The 24706-nt window shown below is 60.5% G+C and carries 23 protein-coding genes and 1 tRNA gene; 16 read left to right on the forward strand and 8 right to left on the reverse strand.

Annotated elements, in window-relative coordinates; translation table 11 throughout:
* Positions 1-40 precede the first annotated feature (40 nt).
* From flgF to ACP_RS01305, 10 genes are all read left to right on the forward strand, one after another.
* Complete coding sequence (flgF, locus tag ACP_RS01260) at positions 41-778, forward strand: flagellar basal-body rod protein FlgF (RefSeq protein WP_012680656.1); 738 nt, start codon at positions 41-43, stop codon at positions 776-778.
* 65 nt (positions 779-843) lie between these two features.
* Complete coding sequence (flgG, locus tag ACP_RS01265; RefSeq protein ID WP_012680657.1) at positions 844-1632, forward strand: flagellar basal-body rod protein FlgG; 789 nt, start codon at positions 844-846, stop codon at positions 1630-1632.
* A 434-nt stretch (positions 1633-2066) separates the two neighbouring features.
* Positions 2067-2189, forward strand: coding sequence for a hypothetical protein (locus ACP_RS18645; RefSeq protein WP_274426007.1), 123 nt, complete (start codon positions 2067-2069; stop codon positions 2187-2189).
* Positions 2186-2926 carry a flagellar basal body L-ring protein FlgH gene (locus ACP_RS01275; RefSeq protein ID WP_012680658.1) on the forward strand — a complete coding sequence of 247 codons (741 nt, stop codon included), beginning with the start codon at positions 2186-2188 and terminating at the stop codon, positions 2924-2926. The genes ACP_RS18645 and ACP_RS01275 overlap by 4 nt, the downstream gene beginning before the upstream one ends.
* 51 nt (positions 2927-2977) lie before the next feature.
* Entirely contained in the window at positions 2978-4123 is a 1146-nt protein-coding gene (locus ACP_RS01280; protein ID WP_012680659.1) for a flagellar basal body P-ring protein FlgI, read from the forward strand.
* Complete coding sequence (locus ACP_RS01285; RefSeq protein ID WP_041839165.1) at positions 4120-4560, forward strand: hypothetical protein; 441 nt, start codon at positions 4120-4122, stop codon at positions 4558-4560. Before ACP_RS01280 ends, ACP_RS01285 begins: the two co-directional genes overlap by 4 nt.
* Before the next feature lie 89 nt (positions 4561-4649).
* Positions 4650-4946, forward strand: a complete 297-nt coding sequence (gene flgM, locus ACP_RS01290) for a flagellar biosynthesis anti-sigma factor FlgM (RefSeq protein WP_012680661.1) — start codon at positions 4650-4652, stop codon at positions 4944-4946.
* A gap of 145 nt (positions 4947-5091) precedes the next feature.
* On the forward strand, positions 5092-5322 hold the full coding sequence (locus ACP_RS01295) for a hypothetical protein (protein ID WP_041839166.1): 231 nt from the start codon (positions 5092-5094) through the stop codon (positions 5320-5322).
* Between the two features lie 67 nt (positions 5323-5389).
* On the forward strand, positions 5390-6808 hold the full coding sequence (flgK, locus tag ACP_RS01300) for a flagellar hook-associated protein FlgK (protein WP_012680663.1): 1419 nt from the start codon (positions 5390-5392) through the stop codon (positions 6806-6808).
* A 25-nt stretch (positions 6809-6833) separates the two neighbouring features.
* Positions 6834-7730, forward strand: a complete 897-nt coding sequence (locus ACP_RS01305; protein ID WP_012680664.1) for a flagellin N-terminal helical domain-containing protein — start codon at positions 6834-6836, stop codon at positions 7728-7730.
* Here ACP_RS01305 and ACP_RS01310 read toward each other — a convergent pair.
* Positions 7711-9099, reverse strand: coding sequence for a glycerate kinase type-2 family protein (locus tag ACP_RS01310; protein ID WP_041839167.1), 1389 nt, complete (start codon positions 9097-9099; stop codon positions 7711-7713). The two genes, ACP_RS01305 and ACP_RS01310, sit on opposite strands and share 20 nt — an antisense overlap.
* 9 nt (positions 9100-9108) lie before the next feature.
* A complete protein-coding gene (locus ACP_RS01315) occupies positions 9109-9771 on the reverse strand; it encodes an alpha/beta hydrolase (RefSeq protein ID WP_012680666.1) in 663 nt (220 codons plus the stop codon).
* 49 nt (positions 9772-9820) lie between these two features.
* Between ACP_RS01315 and ACP_RS01320 the strand changes: the two genes are divergently transcribed.
* The 3 genes from ACP_RS01320 to ACP_RS01330 all read left to right on the forward strand — a co-directional run bounded on the left by ACP_RS01320 (position 9821) and on the right by ACP_RS01330 (position 13583).
* Positions 9821-10849: a M20/M25/M40 family metallo-hydrolase gene (locus ACP_RS01320; RefSeq protein ID WP_012680667.1), complete on the forward strand. Its 1029-nt coding sequence runs from the start codon at positions 9821-9823 to the stop codon at positions 10847-10849.
* A 56-nt stretch (positions 10850-10905) separates the two neighbouring features.
* On the forward strand, positions 10906-13014 hold the full coding sequence (locus ACP_RS01325; RefSeq protein WP_012680669.1) for a thioredoxin domain-containing protein: 2109 nt from the start codon (positions 10906-10908) through the stop codon (positions 13012-13014).
* A 143-nt stretch (positions 13015-13157) separates the two neighbouring features.
* Positions 13158-13583: a BrxA/BrxB family bacilliredoxin gene (locus tag ACP_RS01330; protein WP_012680670.1), complete on the forward strand. Its 426-nt coding sequence runs from the start codon at positions 13158-13160 to the stop codon at positions 13581-13583.
* A 69-nt stretch (positions 13584-13652) separates the two neighbouring features.
* Here the strand turns inward: ACP_RS01330 and ACP_RS17070 are convergent, their stop codons facing one another.
* The 3 genes from ACP_RS17070 to ACP_RS01345 form a co-directional block, all read right to left on the reverse strand.
* A complete protein-coding gene (locus tag ACP_RS17070; RefSeq protein ID WP_012680672.1) occupies positions 13653-14108 on the reverse strand; it encodes a peptidoglycan-binding domain-containing protein in 456 nt (151 codons plus the stop codon).
* Between the two features lie 124 nt (positions 14109-14232).
* The gene (locus ACP_RS01340) at positions 14233-15813 is read right to left on the reverse strand and encodes a trypsin-like peptidase domain-containing protein (protein ID WP_012680673.1); all 1581 of its coding nucleotides are present in this window, start codon (positions 15811-15813) and stop codon (positions 14233-14235) included.
* Positions 15814-15961: 148 nt separating this feature from the next.
* Positions 15962-16930 carry a DMT family transporter gene (locus ACP_RS01345; protein WP_238525618.1) on the reverse strand — a complete coding sequence of 323 codons (969 nt, stop codon included), beginning with the start codon at positions 16928-16930 and terminating at the stop codon, positions 15962-15964.
* A gap of 49 nt (positions 16931-16979) precedes the next feature.
* Here ACP_RS01345 and ACP_RS01350 point away from each other — a divergent pair, with 49 nt between their 5' ends.
* Positions 16980-18623 (forward strand): rhamnogalacturonidase, encoded by a 1644-nt coding sequence (locus tag ACP_RS01350; protein ID WP_041839168.1) that lies wholly within the window; start codon positions 16980-16982, stop codon positions 18621-18623.
* Positions 18624-19335: 712 nt separating this feature from the next.
* Here the strand turns inward: ACP_RS01350 and ACP_RS01355 are convergent.
* Positions 19336-19425, reverse strand: a tRNA-Ser gene (locus ACP_RS01355).
* A 122-nt stretch (positions 19426-19547) separates the two neighbouring features.
* On the opposite strand from ACP_RS01355, the gene ACP_RS01360 reads away from it, so the two are divergent.
* Entirely contained in the window at positions 19548-20942 is a 1395-nt protein-coding gene (locus ACP_RS01360) for an MATE family efflux transporter (RefSeq protein WP_052294636.1), read from the forward strand.
* 5 nt (positions 20943-20947) lie between these two features.
* Here the strand turns inward: ACP_RS01360 and ACP_RS01365 are convergent, their stop codons facing one another.
* Positions 20948-21385, reverse strand: coding sequence for an RrF2 family transcriptional regulator (locus tag ACP_RS01365; RefSeq protein WP_012680677.1), 438 nt, complete (start codon positions 21383-21385; stop codon positions 20948-20950).
* Between the two features lie 127 nt (positions 21386-21512).
* Here ACP_RS01365 and ACP_RS01370 point away from each other — a divergent pair, with 127 nt between their 5' ends.
* A complete protein-coding gene (locus tag ACP_RS01370; protein ID WP_012680678.1) occupies positions 21513-22310 on the forward strand; it encodes a TIGR00282 family metallophosphoesterase in 798 nt (265 codons plus the stop codon).
* 626 nt (positions 22311-22936) lie between these two features.
* Here the strand turns inward: ACP_RS01370 and lysS are convergent.
* On the reverse strand, positions 22937-24613 hold the full coding sequence (gene lysS / locus ACP_RS01375; protein ID WP_012680679.1) for a lysine--tRNA ligase: 1677 nt from the start codon (positions 24611-24613) through the stop codon (positions 22937-22939).
* Positions 24614-24706 lie beyond the last annotated feature (93 nt).

Genomic DNA, 24706 nt, shown 5'->3' on the forward strand with positions numbered 1-24706 from the left:
CGTTGAGCGGCGCACCCGGTGCCAACAGGAGGAAGACAGGATGGAAAGTGGTTATTACGCGGCGTTGACGGGACTTCTGGCGCGAAGTCAGGCGCTCGATTCGGTGGCCAGCAATCTGGCCAATGCGGGCACGGCAGGCTTCCGGGCGCAGCAGGACTATTTTCGCGATGTTCTGGCCGGCCCGCGGGCCAATGATTCGCAGCTCGATCAGACGGTCGACAATTATGGTGTGCTGGGTGGCACCTTGCTCGATCTCGCGCAAGGGCCCATCCAGGCGACGGGCAATCCGCTGGACCTTGCCATACAGGGCGGCGGATTCTTCGAGGTTCAGACGCCGAACGGGGTGCGCTATACCCGCGACGGCCGGCTGGTGCGCTCGACCAAGGGCGTGCTGATCACCGGCGACGGCGATCCCGTGCTCAACGCCAAGGGCAAGCCGATCGTGCTGCCCACGGGGCGGCCGGTGATCGGCGAGGATGGCACCATTTCCGTCGACGGCGCCATCGCTGGCAAGATTGCGGTCTTTCAGTTTGCCGGGGCGCGCGATCTCGAGGCCGAGGGCGTGGGCCTCTATCGTCCGGTGGGCAAGGCCAAGCCTGCGCCCGCCACCGGCTTCACTCTCCGGCAGGGGGCGCTCGAAGGCTCCAATCAGGATGTGATTCACGGCACGATGGACCTGATCTTCGTCCAGCGCCAGGCCCAGATGATGGAGAAGGCTCTGAGCATCTTCTACAACGACTTCAATAAAACCGCGACCCAGGATCTACCGAAGGTATAGAGGCCTGCCCGAAGGTGTAAACCCTCGGGCAGAGACGCCAGCATCCAGCAAGGCAGGAGACAAAGATGATTCGAGCACTTTACACGGCAGCCAGCGGCATGAGCGCACAGCAGATGAACCTGGATACGATTGCCAACAATCTGGCCAACTCGTCCACGGTTGGTTTTCGCGAGCGGCAGCTTCAGTTTCAGGACATGATCTACCAGAACCTGGTGACCCCGGGCGCGGCCCAGAGCCAGCAGGCCGTCTCGGCGGGTCTGCAGATTGGCCTCGGCACCAAGTCCGCGGCAACGGAGCTGATCATGACGCAGGGCGATCTGAACCAGACCAACAACCCGCTCGATCTGGCCATTCAAGGGCAGGGATTCTTTCAGGTGCAGAGGCCTGACGGAACTCTGGCCTACACACGCGCCGGCAACTTCTACCTGAACAATCAGGGGCAGGTTGTCGATCCGCAGGGAGATCTTCTCATTCCGAATATCACGGTGCCGCAGAATGCCACGGCCGTCACCATCACGCAATACGGCGTGGTGAATGCCACGCTGCCCGGGCAGCAGAATCCGCAGCAGCTGGGGCAGATTCAGCTGGCCACCTTTGTGAATCCCGGCGGCCTCGAAAGCACCGGGTCCAATGACTATCTGGCGACGCTTTCCTCCGGCAATGCGGTGCTGGGCAATCCCGGCGGGCAGCAGGGCCTGGGCACCTTGCAGCAGGGGTATCTCGAAAACTCCAACGTGGATGTGGTCGGCGCTTTTGTGCAGATGGTGCTGGCCCAGCGCGCGTATGAGAGCAATTCCAAGGTCATCAAGGCGGCTGACGGCATGTACAGCGAGGTCAACAACATGGTGCAGTAGCAGCTTTCATCGCGTCCACGTGAACGAAGCCAGAAGAGAAGCCAAAAGTGAAGCCGGGAGAAGGGAAGGCCATGAATCCGCCGTTTGGCCACACAATCGCAAAGGTAAGAGTTCCTGTCCGGAGACGGCTGGGGATGGCATGCTTTCTTCTTGCCATTCCCGTTTGGGGTGGTACGCTTCCTCAGTCCGCAAAGACACCGGGCCTGGCCCGCACAGGCTGTGTTCATGGCAGCCGCAGGGTCGGCACTTTAAAAGATGCGGCGCTGGGCCGCGGTTGGGCGGTGGTTGTCAACTGTGCACATCCCGCATGGCCCGCGCATCTGGAGCCGGTCACGGAGTGGAGCGCCCTGCCTCCGTGGGTGCCGGCTGGCACTGGAATAGAAGTGCGGACTGAAAATGGGCACGTGAGCATGCATCTGTCTGGCAAGACCGTTATGCCAGGACGTGTCGGAGACACGGTACAGGTGCAGCTTTCAGGAGGCTCCCGCGTCGAGGCCAGGCTCGAAGGGGCCAGCGTGGCGGCGCTGGTTCCCCGTCATCATTGGGGGCAACTGTGAACCGGCAAGCGTGGGCAAGCCCCTTGGGGCCGGCATGGGTCTGCGCGATCCTGCTGACGGTGCTGGCCGCGACGCCGGCCCTGGCAGGGAAAGCGAAACGACGCTCTCCGGGGGACCATTCGCCGCCGGATATCGCCTTGCGCAAATATATTGCCGAGGTCGAGGCCGAGAGCGCAGCGGAAACGCGCACGCCGGGCGCCATCTGGAGCAGCGATGGGCGGCTGACGCAGCTTTACTCCGATGTGCGCGCCGTCCATGTGCATGATCCCGTTTCCGTCGTGGTCTCCGAGAGTCTGGCGGCGTCCACCGATGGCACGGTGAAGGACTCGCGTTCCAGTTCCGCGAACTCTCAGGTTTCTTCGCTTTTCGGCGCGCTTCATGCCGGCAATGCGCTGAACAATCTGGTGAACCAGGCCTCCGGGTCCACGCTCAATGCGCAGGGGGAGAGTGTGACCAGCTCGAGCCTGACCACAATCTTCGGCGGGGAAGTCGAGGCGGTTTTGCCGAATGGCATGATGGTGATCCAGGCCGTGCGGCAGTTGACCTTCAGCCAGCAGACGCAATTAATCACGCTGCGGGGACTCATCCGGCCCGAGGACATCAATTCGCAGAACCAGATTCTGTCCACCAATATCTCTGATCTGGAAATTCAGGTGACGGGCAAGGGAATCGTCAATGACGCAACCCACCGCCAGAACCCGGTCGTGCGCTTCCTCGAACGGCTGGTGGTCTTCTAGGGACGCAAATCATTCGGGCAGCGGCGCCCACTACAAGAAGGAGTGAGAAACGTGCGAGGAATCTGGACAAAACGGATCGCGCTTGGAGTGTGGCTGGCCACGGCGGTCTTCGCCCATGCGGCAGACGTGTCGAGTCCATCCGATCTCTCGCCTCGTCTGGCGCGGGTCAAGGATGTGTCCTCGGTCGAGGGCATTCGCGACAATCAGTTGATCGGATACGGCATTGTGGTGGGCCTGCATAATACGGGCGATAGCTCGCAGACGGTTTTCCCAGTGCAGACGCTACTCTCCACCTTGCAGCGGATGGGCGTCAACCTGCAGGGAAACTCGCTGGCCTCGACCATGCAGGTGCGCAACATGGCGGCGGTATTCATCGCGGCCACGCTGCCTCCGTTTGCCGAGCCCGGCACGAAACTCGACGTAACGGTCTCCTCGGCCGGCGATGCGCGCAGTCTCGAAGGCGGCCTCCTGCTGATGAGTCCGCTTTATGGTCCCGATGGCCGCATCTATGCGCAGGCGCAAGGCCCGCTGGTCCTGGGCGGCTATTCGGTGCAGGCCAATGGAAACTCCAAGTCGGTCAACGACCCTACCACCGGAATCGTACCCGATGGCGCAATGGTCGAACGCGCGGTGCCGGTGGATCTGGCGGATCTGAGGCCCCTGACTCTTCTGCTGGACAACGCGGACTTTCGCACCGCCGAGCAGATGGCCGATGCGATCAACCACTCCCTCGGCAAAAAGGTCGCGACCGCCGTCGATGGCCGCCGTGTGACGCTGACGACCGCGCCCGGAGAGGATATCGCGGCTCTGCTGGCCCGGGTGCAGGCGGTCGAAGTGCAGGTTTACCCCAAAGCCATCGTCGTGGTCAATGAGCGCACGGGCACCGTGGTGATCGGCGGCCAGGTGCGGCTGCAGCCGGTGACCATTCTGCATGGCGGCCTGACCGTCACCGTGCAGAGCCACCTGGAGGTTTCGCAGCCCGGACCTTTGAGCAGCGGCACCACTCAGGTGGTGCGACAGACTACCATCAATGCGCAGGACAAACCCGCCAACCAGATTGTGCTGAAGAATGGCGCTACTGTGCAGGATCTGGTCGCGAGCCTCCAACAGATCGGCGCGACGGCGCGCGATATCATCTCGATTCTGCAGGCCATGAAGCAGGCCCAGGCCCTCGAAGCCGACCTGGAGGTGCAATGATGCAGGCCATTGCATATGCGCGAAGCGCACAACTGCAACAGGCGGATTCCCCGTCCGGCGGACTCGATCCGCGTCTGAAGCCGGCCGCTCATGCCTTTGAGGCCAGCCTCATGCAGGAGCTGTTGAAGCCGATGGAGAAGGACCCTTTGTTCTCGGATTCATCCGCGAGCGGCGGCGGACTTGATGGCGGGGGGGCTGACGCCGGCATGGACACCATGAGCAGTCTGAGCACCCAGGCGCTGGCGCGGGCTCTCTCCGATCATGGCGGACTGGGCCTGGCGACCGAGGTTCTTCAACAGGTGCAGGAAGAAAAGATGCGCGAAACGCACACCGCGGAAAGCGCACAGGAGAAGGCGGCTGCGGCCGAGACTGCTCTGCCATGGCCAGGAAAGAAGCAGAAGTTAAACTCCTCTGGCGCTCTGCGGCATCTTCCCTGAGAGCGCTCTAAGAAAATACCTGCTTTATGAGAGAACTCTCATTCAAGTCTTCACGGCATTGGCCGATAACGACAACGAGGAGAGTCAGGATGAAAATTGACGACGTTTCTCAGTCTGCAGCGACGCACACCGCATCCCCAGCGGCTTCTGTGGCCGGAAGTTCATCTTCTGTCACCGGTGTTCGCAAGCCGGAGTCTGCTCCTGCAACAGCAGAGGCGGGGGATTCGGCGACTGTGAGTGCGGGCGCCAGCCAACTGGCCGGTACCAGCGATGTCCGGATGGAGAAAGTTGCCGGGGTGCAGCAGGCTTTGGCGGCAGGCAGCTACCATGTCAGCTCCGGCGATCTGGCCGACAGTCTTATCGCATCCATGATGCGGAAGAGTTAAGAGAAGCCGGGCCGAGCGGTCCGCGAACCGGATACAGAACAGCCGCCTGGGGTCAGGCAGATCTTCGAGAAGCAGAGATTGGGAAGTGGAAGTCGATACGAGGACCGCGATGAGTGAGAAGGGGCTATCTAAAAGAGAAGTCGAGATGCAGGCGGCTTCTCCCATGTCGTTGTTCGATGCAGCGTGGGCCGCTCTCATGACGGGCCGCCGTCATGAACTGAATCATCTGCAGGAATTGCTCGAGCGGCCTCTCGATACCTCGGCCGATGCTGCCCAGGCAGATCCGGATCAATTGCTTCGCCTTCAGCATCTGCTGGCCGCCACGGCTCGCAATCTCCGCATGTTGCGCGGACAGCATCGCAGCTATTCCTTTTGAATCACTGAGCACTTCATGAAGTTTCACCACAGCAAGGCCTGAGCCACTTTCAGGCCGGGGGAGATCCATGGCATCGATTGGTACTGCCTTCAACATTGCTACCGGAGCACTTGAAGCCGACCAGGCGGCTTTGAGCATCGTTTCGAACAACGTGGCCAATGCCAACACCACGGGCTATACCCGCGAGGTTCCTGTCTGGCAGATGGCTGACTCGATCCAGATCAACGGCATCACCTATGGGGACGGCGTCAACATGACCGGCCCGCAATCGCAGCGCAGTCCTGTTCTGCAACAGAGCCTCGACCAGCAAACCCAGGCCCAGAGTGACTCCGCGGCGAGGTTGTCGGCATTGCAGCAGGTGCAGGGTGTTTTCAGCAGCAGCATCTCGACCAGTTCCAGCTCAACGAGTTCCACCGTCGGAATCTCGCAGGACCTGTCAAGCTTCTTTTCGGCATGGAGTGCTCTCGAAGCGAATCCTACACAGACTTCGCTGCGCCAGGGGGTGCTTTCCGCCGCGGCCAACCTCACATCCGACTTCAACTCGGCGGCTCAACAATTGTCTTCGCAGGCGGCTTCGGTCGATCATCAAAGCGCGGGGCTGGTCACGCAGATCAACAACCTCACTGCTCAGATCGCAAAACTCAACACGCAGATCAGCAGCCAGAGCCCCAACAGCGATGCGGGCTCTCTCGAAGACGCGCGCGCCACGGCCATTTCCCAGTTGAGCGCGCTTGTTGGCGTCAACCAGATTCAAAACCAGGGCAATTCGCTCACGCTGACGACTACCTCTGGCGCTGTGCTGGTGTCCGGCAGTCAGAGCTTTGCGCTCAGCTCGGGACTGGTCAACGGCGTGACACATTTCTTCGACTCCAACAACAATGACATCACAGCCGGGCTGACCGGCGCAGGTGGGTCGCTGGGCGGATTGCTGACCGTGCGCGATCAGGATATTCCGCAGATGCAGAGCGCGCTCGACACCCTGGCCTATAGTCTCGGATCGGCGGTGAACACCCAGAATGAAGCGGGTTCCGATGCCAGCGGCAATCCCGGCACCGCAATTTTCTCGCTGCCCACCAGCGCCACCGGTGCGGCCACGCAGATCTCGGTGATCATGACGGACCCCAACAAGGTGGCAGCGGCTGCTTCTGGTGACGGTTCGCAGAATGGATCGAATGCAACGGCGGTAGCGAATCTGGCAACCCAGCAGATTGTCAGTGGCGACACGCCAACCAATTACTACTCTGCATTTATGACGAGTCTCGGCTCTCTGGTCTCCGATGTGCAATCGCAGAATTCGTTCCAGCAGGCCTCGGTGACGCAATTGCAAAATCAGATTGGATCACTATCCGGCGTGAGTCTGAATGAAGAGGCGGCTTCGCTCGAAACTCTGGAGCAGGCTTACCAGGCAGCATCGAAGACGTTCACCGTACTCTCGAACGTCATGACCGCGGCGCTCAATCTTGGCGTGAGCACCAGCTACGCATAAGTCCTATCAATCAAGGAGGAGAACGATGCGAGTCAATCCGCAATATCTAAACAACGTCGCGGCTGCCATCGATCAGACCACATCGGTGCAGCAACAACTGACCGAAGAGTTGTCAAACGGCACCAGCATTCAACAGTTGAGCGACAACCCATCGGCTGTGGGCGAGAATGTTTCCCTGAACTCCGCCATCAGCTCCGATGTGCAATACCAGCAGACGGCTTCCTCTGCACAAGGCATGCTGCAGGTGACAGACTCAGCTCTCGGCAGCGTGGTCACGCAACTGACCTCGGCCATTTCGCTGGCGACCGAGGGCAACAATGGCACGCTGAATCCATCGAATGAACAGGCCATCGCCACACAGCTTTCCGGCATTCGCGATGAGGTACTTTCGCTTGCCAATACCAGCTATCTGGGGCAGTATGTCTTCTCCGGCAGCGTCAATACCGAGCCCTTTACGTTGAATAGCTCTACGTCGCCCGCGACGGTCACTTACAACGGAGACAGCGCGGTGAACACGATGACCACGCCCGATGGCCAGTCGATTTCACTCAATCTGCCGGGGAATCAGGTCTTCACGGCTTCGGGTGGCAACGTTCTGGGGTCGCTGAATCAGCTGATTTCCGATTACAGCAGCAACAATATTACAGCCGCGCAAAATGATATCGGACAGTTGAGCCAGGCGCTCAATTATGTGAGCGAGCAGCGAGTAGCGATTGACAACTCACTATCGCGCATCACGGCGACTTCCACCTATGCGCAAACGCAGTCCACGCAGTTGCAGTCTACGCAGACCAATCTGATGCAGGCCGATGTCGCCGGCCTTTCGGTGCAACTCAAAAATGCCGAAACGCAACAAGCGGCTCTGTCCCAGGTCTTCTCCTCGCTCGGAAGCAACTCCTTGTTCAACGATCTGACTCATTGATGCTGAGTTGTGCCGGCGCTGCTGCCACAAAGATGCGCAGGTCCCGCAGGTTATTCCCTGTGGGGCCTGTCACAATGCTGTCTCCAATGGCGGTGAAGAGAGGGCAGGCGTCAAAGTGGCGGCGATGCGCTTCGGGATCAAAATTCTGCTGTCGCGCCCGCGCCAGCGTCGTCGTATCGGCCATGGCTCCAGCGGCCGGGCTGTTGCCATCGACTCCATCTGACCCGGCGCTCAGCACCACCATCGGCAGCCCTTCAAAACGAGCCAGATCAAAGGCACAGGTGAGGGCGAACTGCTGGTTGCGTCCGCCGCAGCCATGCTCGACCGGAAGCTTGACACTGAGTTCGCCGCTTGAAATCAGGCATGTCTTGGAAGACTCCAGCCGCAGGGTGTGAAAGCGATCCAGCAGGTAGCGGCTGGCGGCTTCATAGTCCCAGTCGTCGCAACTGTTATCGACGGTGACTGCATATCCCAGGTCTTCAGCAGCCCTCTGCGCTGCGTCCACAAAGTCGTGATTCGAAAGCAGCACGCGGAAATCCGCATTGTGAAAAGCCACGTCTTCTGCGGAGGGTGGCAGGGGCCATTCGCCCGCGCGCAGTTCTTCAAAGAAGCGTCTCACGCTCGCAGGGAAGACCTCAAGCAATTGATAGCGCTCCAGCACCTCTTCGCAGGCGGCGAGCGGTGTCTGATTCGGCAGCGTTGGAGAAGAGGCCACGGCTTCCATTTCCCGCAGCGGAACATCGGCCAGCAAAAGCGTTAGCTTGTCACAGCCGCCCGCTGCTTGTGCCAGACGGCCCCCTTTGACTCCCGAGAAAAAGCGCCTTACTGTATTGACTTCACTGATGGTCGCACCACAGGCCACGAGCGTTTCATGAAAGGCCCGGATATCCTCCATCGGTATCTGCTTATCCAGAGCCGTCTCCAGCATGGCTGAGCCGCCGCCACTGATCAGATACAGAACGAAGCTGTCTTTCCTGATCTTGCGAAGAATGTCGAGGGCTTCACGGCCTGCTGCAAGCGAATCCTGATTGGGCAACGGATGGCCGCCCGTAAAGAATTTGAAATGGCGATATTTGATCTCCGTGGGCTCCGGGCTGGAGCAAAGACCGCGAACATCGATGCCATCGGGAATGCGCTGCATCAGCGCAGCCAGCATGCTGGCTCCGGCCTTGCCAAATGAAATGACGATCAGGCGCTTGTAATCATCCAGATCAATTCGCCTGGTGTTGCCCTCGCCATCGTCATCCAGCACGAGAGTCTTGCCCTCAAAGTGCAGGTGACGCTCAAAGGCGCGATCAATATCACAGGCCGCCAGCGCGTCTTCAAAAATAGAAAGAGCCTGCTGCTGAAGCTCATCGATCGCGTTCATGTCTGCATCCTAAAAGAAATTTGCGTTTGTCCATTCAGCAATTGCGTCGCGCACCTGGTCGAGTTTGCCCACAAAAAAATGATCGGCATCTTCTATCCATACGAGTTCCGCGGGAGGTTTTGCATTGGCAATCACCGCAGTCACTTGTTCCTGAGGCCCATACTGGTCGCGTGTTCCGCTAATGAAGAGCTTCGGTTGAGGGCACTCCCGCAAAAATTCATAGGAGTAGTCGCGTCCCTCCGCATGCACCGGCAGGCCAAGCCCGACCAGTCCGCGCACGCGCGCATCTCCGCAGCAGACGCGCAGGCCGACGAAGGAACCGAACGAAAATCCGGCAAACAGAATCGGTCGCGAAAACTCATTCTGCAGCCAATCCAGAGCGGCGCGCACATCATCCTGCTCGCCGCGTCCATGATCGTGTTCGCCCTCGCTGAGACCGGTGCCGCGAAAGTTGAAGCGCAGCACCGGCAACCCCAGGCTCTGAAAGGCTTTGGCCGTGTGATACACCACTTTGTTGTGCATGGTGCCGCCGCCCAGCGGGTGCGGATGGCAGACCAGCGCCGCATAGGGCGCATCCGGCTGGCCCGCATTCAGCAAGGCTTCCAGGCGTCCGGCAGGGCCGCGCAGCGTTTCGATGGTGCGAAGAGGAGAGGTGTCCGACGATGATTGCATAGTCCCTGTTTAATGTACCGCCCTCGCACTCAGGTATGCTGAAATTCGCATGGATATCGATCCCGTAAACCTCACGCGCCAGTTGATTGACATGGAATCCACCACCTTTCACGAAGGTGCGGTGGGCGAATTTATCGCGAACTATCTTGAGGAACGCGGTTTCCTGGTCGAGCGCACCGCCGTCGCGCAGCCCGAGGGCAGCCAGTCGCAGGATCCACGCTGGAACGTCTACGCCGCAGCGCAGAGTACGGCCCCGGTCGTGACGCTCTCCACGCACATGGATACCGTGCCCCCATATTTTGCTTCGCGCGAAGACGACGAGTTCATCTATGGTCGTGGCGCCTGTGACGCCAAGGGCATCATGGCCGCGCAGATTGTGGCAGCCGAGCGGCTGCGCGCTCTGGGCGTGCCTGTGGCGCTGCTGTTCGTCGTCGGCGAGGAGCGCGACTCTGCCGGCGCAAAGGCCGCCAACCAGAATCCGCGCGGCAGCAAATTCCTCATCAATGGCGAGCCCACCGACAATCGCGTCGCCATTGCCTCCAAGGGAACGCTGCGGGCCGCCGTGCGCGCGAAGGGCAAGATGGCGCACTCTGCTTATCCTGAGCTGGGCGACAGCGCCATTCACAAGCTCGTTCCCGTGCTCGATCGCATGTTAGAGATCGATTTGCCCGTGAACCCGGAGATAGGCCCGAGCACGCTCAACATTGGATTGCTCGAAGGCGGCCGCGCGCCCAACGTGATTGCCGACCACGCCGAAGCGCAGGTCATGGTGCGTCTCGTGGGCGACTCGCAAAGCACCAAGGCCGCGTTGGAGCAGGCCGCCGAAGGCCGCGCCGAAGTCGTCTATACGCTCGAAATTCCTTTCCAGAAATTGCGCACTCTTGAAGGCCTGCCGACGATGATCGCCGCCTTCACCACCGATGTTCCGTGGCTCTCCGCCTGGGGAGAACCCGTGCTTCTTGGGCCGGGCTCCATTCACGTGGCGCACACCTACGATGAGAAGCTCTCGAAGCGCGAGTTGCACGAGGCGATTGATCTCTATGTGGAAGTTGCGCAGCGGCTTGCCTCCGAAGTGTGAGGCTTCTGCTGTAAGCGGCGCGAGTGCGGCAGGGCAGCTTCGTTATCCTGAAAGGGATGACTGACACGCTCAACGCTCTCGCCCACTCCTCCTCTGCTTACCTGCGCTCTGCCATGCACCAGCCGGTTCGGTGGCATAGCTGGGGCGACGACGCCTTTGCGCTGGCGGCGCAAGAGGACAAGCCCGTATTGCTGGACATCGGCGCGGTCTGGTGCCACTGGTGCCATGTCATGGACCGCGAGTCCTACGAGAATCCAGCCATCGCCGCGGTGATCAACGAGCACTTCATCGCCATCAAGGTAGACCGCGACGAACGCCCTGATGTCGATAGCCGTTACCAGGCCGCCGTGCAGGCCATGGCCGGCCAGGGCGGATGGCCGCTCACGGCAATTCTCACGCCTGAAGGCAAGCCGTTTTTCGGCGGCACCTATTTCCCTCCGGAGGACCGCTATGGCCGCCCCGGCTTTGAGCGCGTGCTGCGCAGTCTCGCCGATGTGTGGCAGAACCGCCGCGGAGAAGCTCTGGAGACCGCCAACAGCGTGCTTGGCGCCATCGAGCATGGCGAATCCTTTGCCGGACGGTCGGGCACGCTGTCGATCAGCATCGTTGAAAAGCTGGTGAGCAGCGCCGTGCAGCAATTTGACGCGCGCTATGGCGGCTTTGGCTCGCAGCCCAAGTTCCCGCATCCATCCGCGATGGACATGCTCATCGACACAGCCTCGCGCACCGGCAACGAGCGTGTGCGCGAGGCGGCGACCGTCACCCTCCGCAAAATGGCCGCTGGAGGTGTGTACGACCAGCTTGCCGGCGGATTCCACCGCTACTCGGTGGACGAGCAGTGGATCGTGCCGCACTTCGAGAAGATGCTTTATGACAACGCGGGCCTGCTCTCAAACTATGTGCATGCCTTCCAGAGCTTTGTTGAGCCTGAATTCGCGGCCGTCGCCGTCGACATCATCCGCTGGATGGACGAATGCCTCAGCGACCGCGAGCGCGGCGGCTTTTATGCCTCGCAGGATGCCGACATCAATCTCGACGATGACGGAGACTACTTCACCTGGACACTCGCCGAGGCTCGCGCCGTGCTCAGCAACGAAGAGCTCGCCGTAGCCGCTTCCTACTTCGACATTGGCGAAATGGGAGACATGCATCACAACCCGCAAAAGAATGTGCTCCACTCGAAGCGCACGCTGGCCGAGGTCGCCGCCGCACTGAGTCTGAGCGCAGAAGAGGCGCAGAAAAAACTGGATTCCGCAAAGTCAAAGCTGCTGGCTGCGCGCCGCGAACGTCCCACGCCCTTCATCGACACGACCATCTACACCAGTTGGAATGCGCTGGCGATTTCCGCCTATCTGCAGGCCGCGCGCGTGCTCGATCTGCCGCATGCGCGCACCTTCGCCCTGCTGACGCTCGACCGCATTCTGCGCGAAGCCTGGAGCGAGACCTCCGGATTGTCGCATGTCGTCGCCTATGCCGATGGAAAGTCTCCCGCAGCCTGGGTCGCAGGCGTACTCGACGACTATGCCTTCCTCACTGACGCCTGCCTTGAGGCATGGGAGAGCACCGGCGACCGCAAATATTACGACGCCGCGGCACAAATAGCGGACGCGATGATCGCGCGCTTCTATGACCAGACCTCCGGCGCATTCTTTGACACGGAGATTCAGGGCAGCAAGCTCGGCGCGCTCGCCGCGCGGCGCAAGCCGCTGCAGGACACGCCCACTCCGGCCGGCAATCCGGCGGCAGCCTCGGCTTTGCTCCGTCTGGCTTCACTCAGCGGAGAGAAGCGTCATGCGGAGCTGGCCGAAGACACACTCGAAGCCTTCGCCGGCGTCGTGGAGCACTTCGGTCTCTACGCAGGCACTTACGGGTTGGCGCTGCTGCGCTTTCTGCTTCCGCCCGCGCAGATCATCGTGGCGGGCGATGGACCCCGGGCGAGGGAACTGGCCGCCATGGCCGTGGCTCGCTATGCGGTAAACAAATCAGTCGTGCAATTCGATGCCGCCCAGTTAGCCGTCGAGAACCTGCCCCCCGCACTGGCCGAGACTCTGCCGCATCTTTCCGGCTTTACTGAGCCGGTTGCCCTGGTCTGCCAGGGAATGAGTTGCCAGCCGCCCATCACCGAGCCTCAGGCGTTGCTGGAGGCTCTGCATTCAGCCGTTTAGCGGGTTCCGCGGGCATACGGTCCCGCAACGCCCCGAGGCCCGTTTTGGGCCGCACCGGTGCTTCCGGCGATTCCCGGGCGACAACCGGTCCATAGGTTCGTACAATAGAAACAGGCGACTTCGCCTGGAGGATCAAACCGCGAATGTATCCAGAAATTATGGTTATTCCGATGCGCGAGGAACTGACCCGCGTCGGCATCAAGGAAGCCCGCACAGCCGCTGACGTCGATGCGGCCCTGGCAGCTCCCGGCACCACCATGGTGGTCGTGAACTCGATCTGCGGTTGCGCTGCCGGAAAGATGCGCCCCGGCGTTCGCCTGGCGTTGCAGAATGCGGTGGTGCCCGACCAGTCGATCACCGTTTTTGCCGGACAGGATCGCGAAGCCACCGATCGCGCCCGCTCGTACTTTGAAGGCCATCCGCCTTCATCGCCGGCGATTGCTATTCTGCGCGACGGCAAGCTCATCTACCTGATGCAGCGCGCCATCATCGAGACGAACACCGCACAGGCCATCGGCCAGGAACTGGCCCGTGCCTTCAACGAATATTGCGCCAAAACCACGGCCTGAGATCTTCGTTTGCAATAAGCAAGGGCTGCGCCTCGCGCAGCCCTTTTACTTTGCTTTCAATACGATCAGCTATTCGGGCAGAGCATGCACGGCGGCCAGCGTGTCCGCATAGCTGATGGAAGGCTTCGGCTGCTGAGGCTGCTTGCTGTTCTGTGCTTCTTCCGTCTCGTCTACCTTCGGACCAAGGCCCAGCTTGATCAGCGCGCGGGCGTCGGGCAGCAGCTTGGTCTGCCAGCCGTGGTCGGCCTGATACTTGCGCATCGCAGCCTGCGTCTCGTCGTTCCAGTCACCGTTGGGCTCGCCCGTCAGGTAGTGTTCCCGAATCAGCGCTGCCTGAATCTGCTCCACGCGTGAGGAGGCCATCGCGCGCTGTCCCCGAAGCTGATGGGGTTTGGAGTGATGCCGGAAGTAGTGATGGTGACGGTAATGATGGCGTCGGTGAGCTGGGCTGCCCCAGGCGGAGCTCGTGAGCAGCGCGGCGCACAATACAAAGGCGGCGATGTGCCAGGATCGCTTGGAAGGCATCTAAAACAAAACCTCGACTACGTTTTTTGCTCTCACAGGCAGGGTATCGGCTGAAAACTGAAAATGCAATAGCAAGAAAAGCGGCTCCCACAAGGGGAGCCGCCTTTGGTACTGCCCGGTTCTATTACGGGAGCGTGCCGCCCACGTAGTTGGTCCCTGCGTTCGGGTCCTGCGGATTCACAAGCTGCAGAGCCACATCGTCGCCCGAGTGCAGGCCGCCCACAATCGCCTTGAACTCGGCCACGTTGTGTACCTGATGCCGGTTGATCGCAGTGATCACCATGCCCTCCGCGCCGTTCAGGTGCAACTGCGTGTCGGCAAAGGATCCCGGCTCCACACCCTGGATCAGCACGCCCTGAAGTCCGGCAGGAGCGCCCGGAGGCAGATTGCTGACCGTGATGCCCAGCTTCACGTGGCCGGTCTCTCCAGAGCCATTGCTGCCCGAACCCGAGCCGTTGCCGCCGTTGGCAATCAGCTTCTGCAGTTCCGACTGGCTGAAGATGGTCACGTTGGCTGTCTGCGGCTTGCCGTCATGCACAAAGCCCAGGTTGACGCTGCTTCCCGGCTTGCGAACCGAGATGTTGTTGATCAGGTCATTGCCGTCGCGGATCGGCGTGCCGTCCACGCTGGTAATGATGTCGCCCGGCTTCAGGCCGGCCTTGGCGGCAGGGGAGCCCGCCACTACGCTGCTGATCAGCACGCCCGACTTGACACCATAAACATGCGCCACCGCCGGAGGCAGATTCTGCTGGAACTCAACGCCCAGACTGCCGCGAACCACCTTGTGCTCGGGGCCAATGAGCTGGTTATAGACATTGATGACGGTATTGGACGGCATAGCAAAACCAATGCCCTGGAAGCCGCCCGTCTCCGTGTAGATCGCCGTGTTCACGCCGATCACCTGGCCGTCCATGTTCACCAGCGGACCACCCGAATTGCCCGGGTTGATGGCCGCATCGGTCTGAATGTAGTGCTTGAACTCGCCCGCGGCGCCCGGCTCAATGTCGCGGTCCTTCGCGGAGACAATGCCTGCGGTCACCGTCTGGGTCAGCGCGAGCGGCGCGCCAATCGCGATCACCTGATCGCCCACCTGCATGGAGTCGGAATTCCCCATTTGTACGACCGGCAGCGGATGGTCCACCTTGATCTTGATCACGGCGAGATCGGTGGACTTGTCGAAGCCAACCACCGTCGCTGTGTGCCCATTGGAGCCCGCCGGGTCCGACTTCAGCTTGACCAGAATGCTCGTCGCGCCCTTGATCACGTGGTAGTTGGTGATGATGTAGCCATGCGGATCCACAATGAAGCCGGAACCCAGCGCTTCCCGCACCTGGCCGCTATCATCGGGCTGCCCCTCTTGCGGGCCCATCGGGCCCATGCCAAAGAAGTGCTGAAAGAACTGCTGCATGCCATTGTCCCCGCCGGGGCCCATCTGCTGCTGATTGTTGACATGCTTGGGGACCGTCTCGGTGCTGATGTTCACGACGGCCGGGCTGACTTCTTTGGCGATCTTGGTGAAGTTGGTCGCCAGATTGACCGGCTTGGGGATCGTCAGTTGAGCTGCATCGGAGCTGTTCACCTTCTCCTGACCATGCACGCCGTGCGCGGCGATAGAACCAATCAGAATGCCCGCGGATAAGGTGGCAAGAATGGTGAACGTAGAAGCGAGACGGCGATTACCGAGACGCCGAAGCATTGATTTCATTTGGGTCTAACCTCGTATCTTCATTCAGAAACGTAAAACTTTTCCCGTCAACAGTATAGAGCGGGAGCATTGCAGGCGGTGCGCGCCACTGCTGAGCGGCCCGCAACTTTTAGACGCACCACTTCACACATACGTCATAGGGTACGTATTAGATGGAAGGCATTTCCGGCATCGTGGGTTGCATGCGCGACGGCATCAATTCCGTGACGCCAATCCCGGCCAGAATCAGCAACGCACCCACAATCTCCCTTCCGTGCAGCCCGGTTCTCAGCACCAGAAAGGCGGTCACCCAGGCAAAAACCGGCTCCAGCGCAAGAATCAGCGCCGTGTGTGTCGCTGGCAAAATTTGCTGCGCCCAGGCCTGCACGGTAAAGGCCGCCGCCGTCGCCAGCACCGCTGCCACCACAAGGGCGATCACCACGCGCGGTGTCCAATGCACCCAGCACTTCTCCAGCAGGGGAGTCGTCACCCCCATCGCCAGCGTGCAAAATACAATCTGCAGAATTGCGAGCTGCTCAAAATCAAACCGGGGCGAGAAATGCGCCAGAGCAATCACGTGCAATGAAAACCCCAGCGCGCAGGCCAGCGTCAACAGGTCGCCCGGATTGATCTCCCGCAGCATCAATATGGACCATCCGCTCCCTTGCGGAGCGGTCAGCAGCACAATGCCCACAAACGCCGCCACAACTCCCAGCCACGCATTCCACTTCGGCAAGCTCGCGCCCGGCGGCCGCAGCCCCGGAATCCCCGCCAGCAGCGGAACCAGAACCACCACCAGTCCCGTCAAAAAAGCTGACTTGGAGGGAGTCGTCAGCCGCAATCCGGCCGTTTGAAACTGATATCCAGCCGCAAGACACAGCCCCGTCAGCGCGCCCGCGCCCAGGGTCGCCCAGCGCAGCCTGCGCAGACGCCGCCCATAAATCGCAAGCAGGCACGCCGAGGCAATGGTCATGCGAATGAGGTTGAAGAGCAGCGGAGAGATGTCCGCCAGCGCGCTCTTGATCACTACAAACGTAGCGCCCCATACACAAACCACAGCCGTAAGCATGAGATGGGCGCGCAGCTTATGCGACATGCTGGCAGCATAGCAGCCGGGCCGCTCTTCATTCGTAAGCACTCGAGCTGCGATGCAAGCGAGTGGTCTGACCTGTTACTATGGCCCTCGCATGAAAACCATCGATTCCGTTCGTCGCGATCTTCTCCGCTTTGGCAGTTTCGGCGTTGCTGCCGCGGCGGCTCCTGCTCTGGCTCTTGCTGCGGACAGGCACTCTCCCGCTGCCCGTCCTGACCATGCCGCTGCGACACCCACGTTCAACGTGCGCCACTACGGCGCAACGGGAGACGGCAAAACCGTCGATTCGCCTGCCATCAACCGTGCGATCGAGGCGGCCGCAGCAGCCGGCGGCGGAACGGTCGTCTTTCCGGCCGGCGTTTACATGAGCTTTTCCATCCGCCTGAAGAGCAACGTGCATCTCTACCTCTCGCGGGGCTGCACCATTCTCGCGGCGGACTCGCCCACCCCCGGCGAACAGACCGGCTATCGCGGCGGCGTCTATGATGCAGCCGAGCCGAACACCCCCTGGGAGCATTACCAGGACTACGGTCACAATCACTGGCACAATTCGCTTCTCTGGGGGGAGGATCTCCACGACATCAGCATCACCGGACCCGGGCTGATCTGGGGCCGAGGCCTTTCCAATGGACGCAAGCAGGGCGAATGGAGCACGGCATTCGTCGCCGAGCAGGCCGGTGTCGGCAACAAGGCCATCGCCCTCAAGAAGTGTCACAACGTAATTCTGCGGGACTTCTCCATCCTGAAAGGTGGTCACTTCGGCCTGCTCCTCACCGGCGTGGACAACCTCACCATCGACAATCTCATCATCGACACCGACCGCGACGGCATGGACATTGATTGCTGCCAGAACGTGCGCGTCACCAACTGCACCGTCAACTCCCCATGGGACGATGGCATCTGCCCAAAATCCAGCTACGCCCTCGGCTACCGCCGCGACACCAAAAATGTGACCATCAGCAACTGCTGGGTCACCGGCACTTATCAGCTCGGCTCCATCATCGACGGCACCTTCCGCAAATTTCCCGAGGATCAGCCCATCTGGAGAACCGGGCGCATCAAGTGCGGCACCGAGTCCAACGGCGGCTTTATCAATATCACGATTACAAACTGCACCTTTGAGGGCTGCTACGGCTACGCGCTCGAAACCGTGGACGGCGCGCTGCTCGAAGACATCACCATTTCCAACACCACCATGCGCGATCTGACCTGCGGCCCGCTCTTTCTCCGTCTCGGTGCGCGCCTGCGTGGCCCCGAGGCAACCACGCAGATCGGAAAGCTGCGACGCATCCTCGTCAGCAATCTCGACTGCTACAACGCAACTCCCAAATTCAGCTCCATTTTTGCCGGCCTGCCCGGCCATGAGATTGAAGACGTCAAGCTCTCGAACATCTATATCGAAACCTCTGGCGGTCACAACACACCCATCGCCGCACCGCCCAACAAGCCGGCCGGTTATCCTGAGCCGACCATGTTCGGCACCACCCCGGCGTATGGCTTCTTTATCCGCAATCTGCGCAATCTTGAGATGAGTCATGTCGAGTTGGCCACACGCGCGAACGATGTGCGCCCGGCCATCTACCTTGATCGCGTCGACCGCGCCGACTTCTTCGCCATCACCGCGCCCGTTCACCAGGGCGGCGCATTCTCGCTGCACAACGTGAAGGACTTTCGCGTGGGCTGGAGCCGCGCAGCCGCCGACCGCAATCTGCCCGAGGCTGACAATCTGACCCTCTGACTCCCGATCGCGCCACCACCGGAAATATGGCCCGATGCCGCCGCCGGAAATATGGCCTGATCTTGATATCCTGAAAGCAGGGAAGTCTCCACTCCAGCGCGAACATCCAGTCCGCGCCGGAGTCCGTCTAAGGCTGGTCCGGGGGCCAATCCGGAATCAACTCCAGACCTGCGATCCAGACCCGACTCCAGACCCGTTCTGGCGGCGCGCAAGTCCTTCCAGCGTCAGGCCAAAAGCCGGGTGCCCACGTCCAGGCTTAGGGTAAAAGCCGGGGTGCCCCACGTCCGTGTGTTCGGACGTGGGAGGAAAACTTGTGCCATGCAGTCGCAATATATGCGCTGAAAATGTGAATTCCATTTCACATTTTCACGCCGCCCCAAAAATCGCCATTAAGTTCCATCGCTGCAACGAGATAGCTCTGTCCCGTGTGCAGTCTCCAGCGGCGGCTGAGAAAAAAACATGGGCAAACGTGAATAGCAATTCACATTCTTCTGGAAGAATGGTGTAAGTCATTGAAAAAGATGGCGTTATCTCTCCCCCGAAAGGCCATTTCCTCGCATTTGCCCGTAAAAATGCGAATTCACATTCACATTTGCAAACGTGTCTGTTTGCGGACCGCATACGCAAATGCCGAGTCGGGCAAAATCGCTCCGGCTTTTCTACGTTGCCCTGAATGTCGGGGGAATGAAAGGGAGGGGAATACAAAGCAAAATGGCGGAGAGAGTGGGATTCGAACCCACGTTAGAGTTTCCCCTAAACACGCTTTCCAAGCGTGCGCCTTCAGCCACTCGGCCATCTCTCCAACGGTGTTGCTTTATTGAAAATAACAGAAGACAACCGAACCTTCCATCACCTCGCAGCCACCCTCGCATTCGCCCCTTAAAATCACCCTCACGTTAGCCGCTTAAAATCAGTGAAGCCGCCATGAGTTCGCAACTCCATCTTCCGCTCGATAGAGAAGCCCGTTCGCGCGTGAACCTGTGGCAGGAGCTATGGCACCTGCTCAAGCTCGCCAGCCCCATCGTGCTGTCCGAGCTCGGCTGGATGACCATGGGCATCGTCGATCTCATCATGGTCGGCAAGCTCAGTCCCGTCGCCATTGGAGCCGTGGGCCTCGGCAACGCCATCTATTACGGGCCATCTCTCTTCGGCATTGGATTGCTGCTCGGTCTCGACACCCTCATTGCGCAGGCATGGGGCCGTCGCGATTTCGATGAGTGCCACCGTTGGCTGGCCCAGGGCGTTTATCTCGCCGTAGCCGCGACCGTGCCTCTCATGCTGCTGGTCATGGGCGGCGCGCTGCTCTTCACCGGCCACGGCGTCAACGCTCAGGTCAGCGGACTCACCCGCTCCTTTCTCGTCTATCTCAACCTGAGCACACTCCCGTTGCTGGTCTACGGAGCCTTCCGCCGTTATCTGCAGGGTGTGGGCCGCGTGCGCCCGATCAGCTTCGCGCTCATCTCGGCCAATCTGGTGAACTGGGGCCTCAACTGGGCCTTGATCTACGGCCATCTGGGCTTGCCGGCCCTCGGAGTGCGCGGCTCAGCCATCTCCACCTGCTTTGCGCGCGTCTACATGGCGGCGGTGCTGGTCTATGCCGCGTGGCTGCACGAGAAGGGTCGGGGACACGCGCTCTTCGCGCATTGGCCCCGCTTTGACCTGCGCCGCCTGCGCATGCTCTGCGCTTTGGGCCTGCCCGCAGGCACGCAGGTGGTGCTTGAGGTCGCCGGATTCGGCGCGGCCACCATCATGGCGTCGCACCTTGACCCCATCTCTCTGGCCACGCATGAGATTGTGCTCAACTGCGCCGCCTATACCTACATGGTGCCGCTCGGCATCTCGGCGGCGGCGGCCGTGGCCGTGGGCCACGCGGTGGGCGCCGGTGACCGGCCACGCGCAGGCCGCGCAGGTTATCTCGCCATTGCTCTCGGCGCGGGCTTCATGGCATGCATGGCCTGCACCTTTCTGCTGTTTCCAAAGCAGATTCTCTCGCTCTGGACGCACGATGCCCAGGTCATCGCGCTCGGCGAGCACATTTTGTTATTGGTCGCGGCCTTTCAGATTTTCGACGGAATTCAATCCGTAACCACCGGCGCATTGCGCGGCATGGGCGAAACCCGCTATCCCATGTGGATGAATCTGGGCGCATACTGGATCTTTGGGTTGCCGCTGGGTGCGCTGCTCTGCTTTGGGCTGCAATGGCAGCTCACCGGCCTCTGGACCGGCCTCACCGCGGCGCTGATTCTGCTTGCCATCGCGTTGCTGCTGCGATGGCGAAGCGATCTCAGGCGCGAAGCAGCCGCAATTCCGGCTGCCTGACGGATTTACTTGTGTTTCTTGCCGTCGGCCTTGGCGGCTTTGCGCGTGGCCTTTTTGGCAATCTGAGAGAGGGTGGTCTTTGAGAGCTCGTCCCGCAGGGAGCGTTCGATATTCTTGAAGACCTGGTGCAGGGCGCTGGCGGTGTGCGCGGCCTCTTCGCTGGCAAACTCTGCCGTGTGAAAGAGGTCGCCTGTGTCGAGTGCCTTGTAGATATCGGCCAGGGTGATCTGCTTGGCAGGTCGTGCCAGTTTTGATCCACCGCTGGGCCCTTTGTGACTATCTACAAGTCCGGCGTGATGCAGCAGCGAGAAGACGCGGCGTACTACGACTGGATTGGTTTCCAGCCGTCCGGCAATGGTCTCGGATGTCTGCAGCGTGTCGGGTTCGGCAGCAAGTAACACCATCGCGTGCACGCCCGTAGCAAAGCGAGTGTTGACGGCCATGAAGCAACGCTAACACAGGTTTTCATCCGATAGTGCGAATTTGTCGCTAACACGGTGTTGTAAGTGCCCGAAAACTGCCCGCGCCATCGGATACTTGTAACTGAGAGGATAGAAAGAGGTCTCGATTTTGAAGATTTTGTTTGTAGGCGACGTCTTCGGCAGCGCTGGAAGGAGCATCGTCCGGGAGCATCTGCCGCACGTCATGGAGACGCACAGCGTCGATCTGCTCGTCATCAATGGCGAAAACGCAGCCGGTGGCTTCGGCATCACTCCCGCCATCGCCGAGGAACTCTTCGACCTGGGCGCGCACGTCATCACCACCGGCAATCACGTATGGGATAAGCGCGAGCTGATCGAATACATGCAGTCCGTGCCAGCCGGGAGCAAGGAGCGCCCGCGCCGCGTGATTCGCCCGGCCAATTATGCAGCGGGAACGCCAGGCCACGGCGTCTTTGAAGGCACGCTGCCCAATGGTCAGGCCTTTGCCGTCATCAATCTGCAGGGGCAGGTCTTCATGGCCAACCATGCCAACCCGTTCCATACCATCGATGCGCTGCTGCCGCAGATTCAGGCACGCGTCATTCTGCTGGACTTCCACGCCGAGGCGACATCGGAGAAAGTGGCAATGGGCTGGCACCTCGACGGCCGGGTCACCGCCGTGCTGGGCACGCACACCCACGTGCCCACCGCCGATGCCCGGGTTCTGCCCGGCGGAACGGCATTTCAAACGGATGTGGGCATGAGCGGCCCATACAACAGTGTGATTGGCGTTGAGAAGGAGCAGGTCCTGCACCGCTTCCTGACCGGCATGCCCGCCAAGTTCGAGGCCGCCAAGGGCGACCCCCGCATGGCCGCCACGCTCATCGAGTGCGACGGCGCCACCGGAAAAGCAATCGCCGTGCGTACCTTTTTGATGGGGGAGTAAAATCCCCCGTCTCAAAAGAGACCGGTCGGGCCAACAGTCGCCTCGCCAAGTCTGCCAGTAGGATTTGTCATCCCGCCAGCCACACAACCGGTTTGTCATCCCGACCAACGCGCCATAGGCGCGAAACGGAGGGACCTGCAGTTCCTCTCAAAGAGCAATACACGCTTCCATCGACGCGTCATTCTGAGCGAAGCGAAGAATCCCGGCGCTGCTTCGGTTGGGTCTGTGACTGGAAGTTTCTCCCACCATGCCCGCTCTCTTGTCATCACGTCTGGAGCGTCGCATCCACACAAGCGGTTTGCAATCCCGTCTGAAGCGCCGAAGGTGCGCAGTCGAGGGACCTGCAGTTCCTCTCAAAGAGCAAGACACGCTTCCATCGACGCGTCATTCTGAGCGAAGCGAAGAATCCCGGCGATGCTTCGGTTGGGTCTGCGCCTGGAAGTTTCTCCCACCATGCCCGCTCTTTGTGTCATCCCGACCGGAGCGACTGTAGGGAGTGCAGCGGAGGGAGATGCAGTTCCTACAGTCGTCCTGAAGGGTACGGGCTTCAGCCCGTACATCCCAACCCGGCAAAGAATCACGGGCTTTAGCCCCTGAGGCAAAGCCCGATTCACTGCGGCACTGCTTTACTCTTCTTCCGTTTTCTCAGCTTCCCGCACCTGCGGGCGCAGCAGCGGAAAGAGAATTACATCGCGAATCGAGCGCGAGCCGGTCAGAACCATCGTCAACCGGTCAATGCCGATGCCTTCGCCGCCGGTCGGCGGCAGCCCATAGCCCAGCGCCCGCACATAGTCGGCGTCCATCTGGTGAGCCTCGTCATCGCCGCGTTCGCGCTCGGCAAGCTGCATTTCAAAGCGGCGCTGCTGCTCGCTCGGGTCATTCAGTTCGCTGAAGGCATTGCCCAGCTCAAATCCGCCAATGTAAAACTCAAAGCGCTCCACCCACTCCGGCTCATCGGGCTTCTGCTTCGAGAGCGGCGAAACCGCAAGAGGGAAGTCGTAGATGATCGTGGGTTCGATGAGATGCTCTTCGGCAAGTAGCTCAAATAATTCTGAAATAGCCTTCCCATGGGGAAGCCCTCTTTCAACATGTTGAAGCAAGATCTGTATCTGTATAGTCAATTTCTTAAGTGCATGCTCGGCTTCGGCCCAACCTTGCTCTTCAGTTTCCGGTGGAAACACCGTTGCCCAATTTGGAAAGTGCGCGTGCATCATTCTGATGGCACGCATCAAAACTTGATCAATCGAAAAGGCTATCTCCGCTTCGGTGGGCTTCGCTCCAAACTCATCCGGCCAAAACTCAATGATCGCCTCCCGCATCGTGAAGCGGCGCCACTTCGCGAGGTCAATCTCCACCACTTCGCCCGCGCGCGGCCCCTTGGGAATCGGGAATTCGGTCACCGTCGTCCCGTTCACCTCCTGCGCCACGAACGTGATGAACTCCTCGGTCAGCTTCATCAGGTCGTGATAATTCGCGTAGGCCTGGTAAAACTCCAGCATCGTGAACTCGGGATTGTGCTGCGTCGAGATGCCCTCGTTGCGGAAGTTGCGGTTGATCTCATACACGCGATCGAGCCCACCCACCACGAGGCGCTTCAGATAAAGCTCCGGCGCAATGCGCAGATAAAGATCAATATCGAGGGCATTGTGATGCGTGATGAAGGGCCGCGCCGCCGCGCCGCCCGCGATGGGCTGCATCATCGGCGTTTCCACTTCGACGTAGCCGCGGCTGTCAAAAAACTTGCGCGTAGCAGCCAGCACCTTGGCGCGCTTCACAAATACCTCGCGCACCTCAGGATTCATAAACAGATCCACATACCGCTGGCGGTAGCGCAGCTCCACGTCTTCCAGGCCGTGATACTTGTCCGGCATCGCCAGCATGGCCTTCGCCAGAAAGGTCAGCGTCTCCACATGCACGCTCAACTCGTTTGTCCGCGTGCGGAACAGGTAGCCGGTCACGCCGATGTGATCGCCCAGGTCGAGCAGCTTGTACACGTCAAAGGCCGCGTCGCCCACGGCATCCTTGCGGACATAAAGTTGCAAGCGCTCGCCACCTTGCTGCAGATGCGCAAAGCCGGCCTTGCCCGCCGGGCGGTTGGCCATCATGCGGCCGGCAATGGCCACGGGAACGCGCTCGGCCTCCAACTGCTCCCCGCTGACGTCGTGATACCTCGCCCATATTTCGGGCACGGTATGCGTGGCCGCAAAGCTGTTGGGATAGGCCGCCTGGCCCAGGGCTTCGATCTGCTTCAGTTTTTCCTGGCGGAGCGTGAAGAGGTTACGCTCGAAATCGGACTCAAACACGGAGATTCCTCAAAGATTTACAGTCTCCATCGAGTATAACTTTGCAGCCATCCAAAGCCGTGTAGTGAGACTTTATCGCGGCCCGTCCGTCCT

This window comes from Acidobacterium capsulatum ATCC 51196 (assembly GCF_000022565.1).
Lineage (GTDB): Bacteria > Acidobacteriota > Terriglobia > Terriglobales > Acidobacteriaceae > Acidobacterium > Acidobacterium capsulatum.

Excerpts from the sequence above, each read along its gene's own strand:
- ACP_RS01305 (WP_012680664.1), top strand. The coding sequence starts at position 6,834 with ATGCGAGTCAATCCGCAATATCTAAACAACGTCGCGGCTGCCATCGAT.
- ACP_RS01295 (WP_041839166.1), top strand. The coding sequence starts at position 5,092 with ATGCAGGCGGCTTCTCCCATGTCGTTGTTCGATGCAGCGTGGGCCGCT.
- ACP_RS01325 (WP_012680669.1), top strand. The coding sequence starts at position 10,906 with ATGACTGACACGCTCAACGCTCTCGCCCACTCCTCCTCTGCTTACCTG.
- ACP_RS01365 (WP_012680677.1), bottom strand. The coding sequence starts at position 21,385 with ATGGCCGTCAACACTCGCTTTGCTACGGGCGTGCACGCGATGGTGTTA.
- flgM (WP_012680661.1), top strand. The coding sequence starts at position 4,650 with ATGAAAATTGACGACGTTTCTCAGTCTGCAGCGACGCACACCGCATCC.
- ACP_RS01350 (WP_041839168.1), top strand. The coding sequence starts at position 16,980 with ATGAAAACCATCGATTCCGTTCGTCGCGATCTTCTCCGCTTTGGCAGT.
- ACP_RS01285 (WP_041839165.1), top strand. The coding sequence starts at position 4,120 with ATGATGCAGGCCATTGCATATGCGCGAAGCGCACAACTGCAACAGGCG.
- ACP_RS17070 (WP_012680672.1), bottom strand. The coding sequence starts at position 14,108 with ATGCCTTCCAAGCGATCCTGGCACATCGCCGCCTTTGTATTGTGCGCC.
- ACP_RS01315 (WP_012680666.1), bottom strand. The coding sequence starts at position 9,771 with ATGCAATCATCGTCGGACACCTCTCCTCTTCGCACCATCGAAACGCTG.
- ACP_RS01310 (WP_041839167.1), bottom strand. The coding sequence starts at position 9,099 with ATGAACGCGATCGATGAGCTTCAGCAGCAGGCTCTTTCTATTTTTGAA.
- flgK (WP_012680663.1), top strand. The coding sequence starts at position 5,390 with ATGGCATCGATTGGTACTGCCTTCAACATTGCTACCGGAGCACTTGAA.
- flgF (WP_012680656.1), top strand. The coding sequence starts at position 41 with ATGGAAAGTGGTTATTACGCGGCGTTGACGGGACTTCTGGCGCGAAGT.
- ACP_RS18645 (WP_274426007.1), top strand. The coding sequence starts at position 2,067 with ATGCCAGGACGTGTCGGAGACACGGTACAGGTGCAGCTTTCAGGAGGC.
- ACP_RS01360 (WP_052294636.1), top strand. The coding sequence starts at position 19,548 with ATGAGTTCGCAACTCCATCTTCCGCTCGATAGAGAAGCCCGTTCGCGC.
- ACP_RS01340 (WP_012680673.1), bottom strand. The coding sequence starts at position 15,813 with ATGAAATCAATGCTTCGGCGTCTCGGTAATCGCCGTCTCGCTTCTACG.
- flgG (WP_012680657.1), top strand. The coding sequence starts at position 844 with ATGATTCGAGCACTTTACACGGCAGCCAGCGGCATGAGCGCACAGCAG.
- ACP_RS01330 (WP_012680670.1), top strand. The coding sequence starts at position 13,158 with ATGTATCCAGAAATTATGGTTATTCCGATGCGCGAGGAACTGACCCGC.
- ACP_RS01320 (WP_012680667.1), top strand. The coding sequence starts at position 9,821 with ATGGATATCGATCCCGTAAACCTCACGCGCCAGTTGATTGACATGGAA.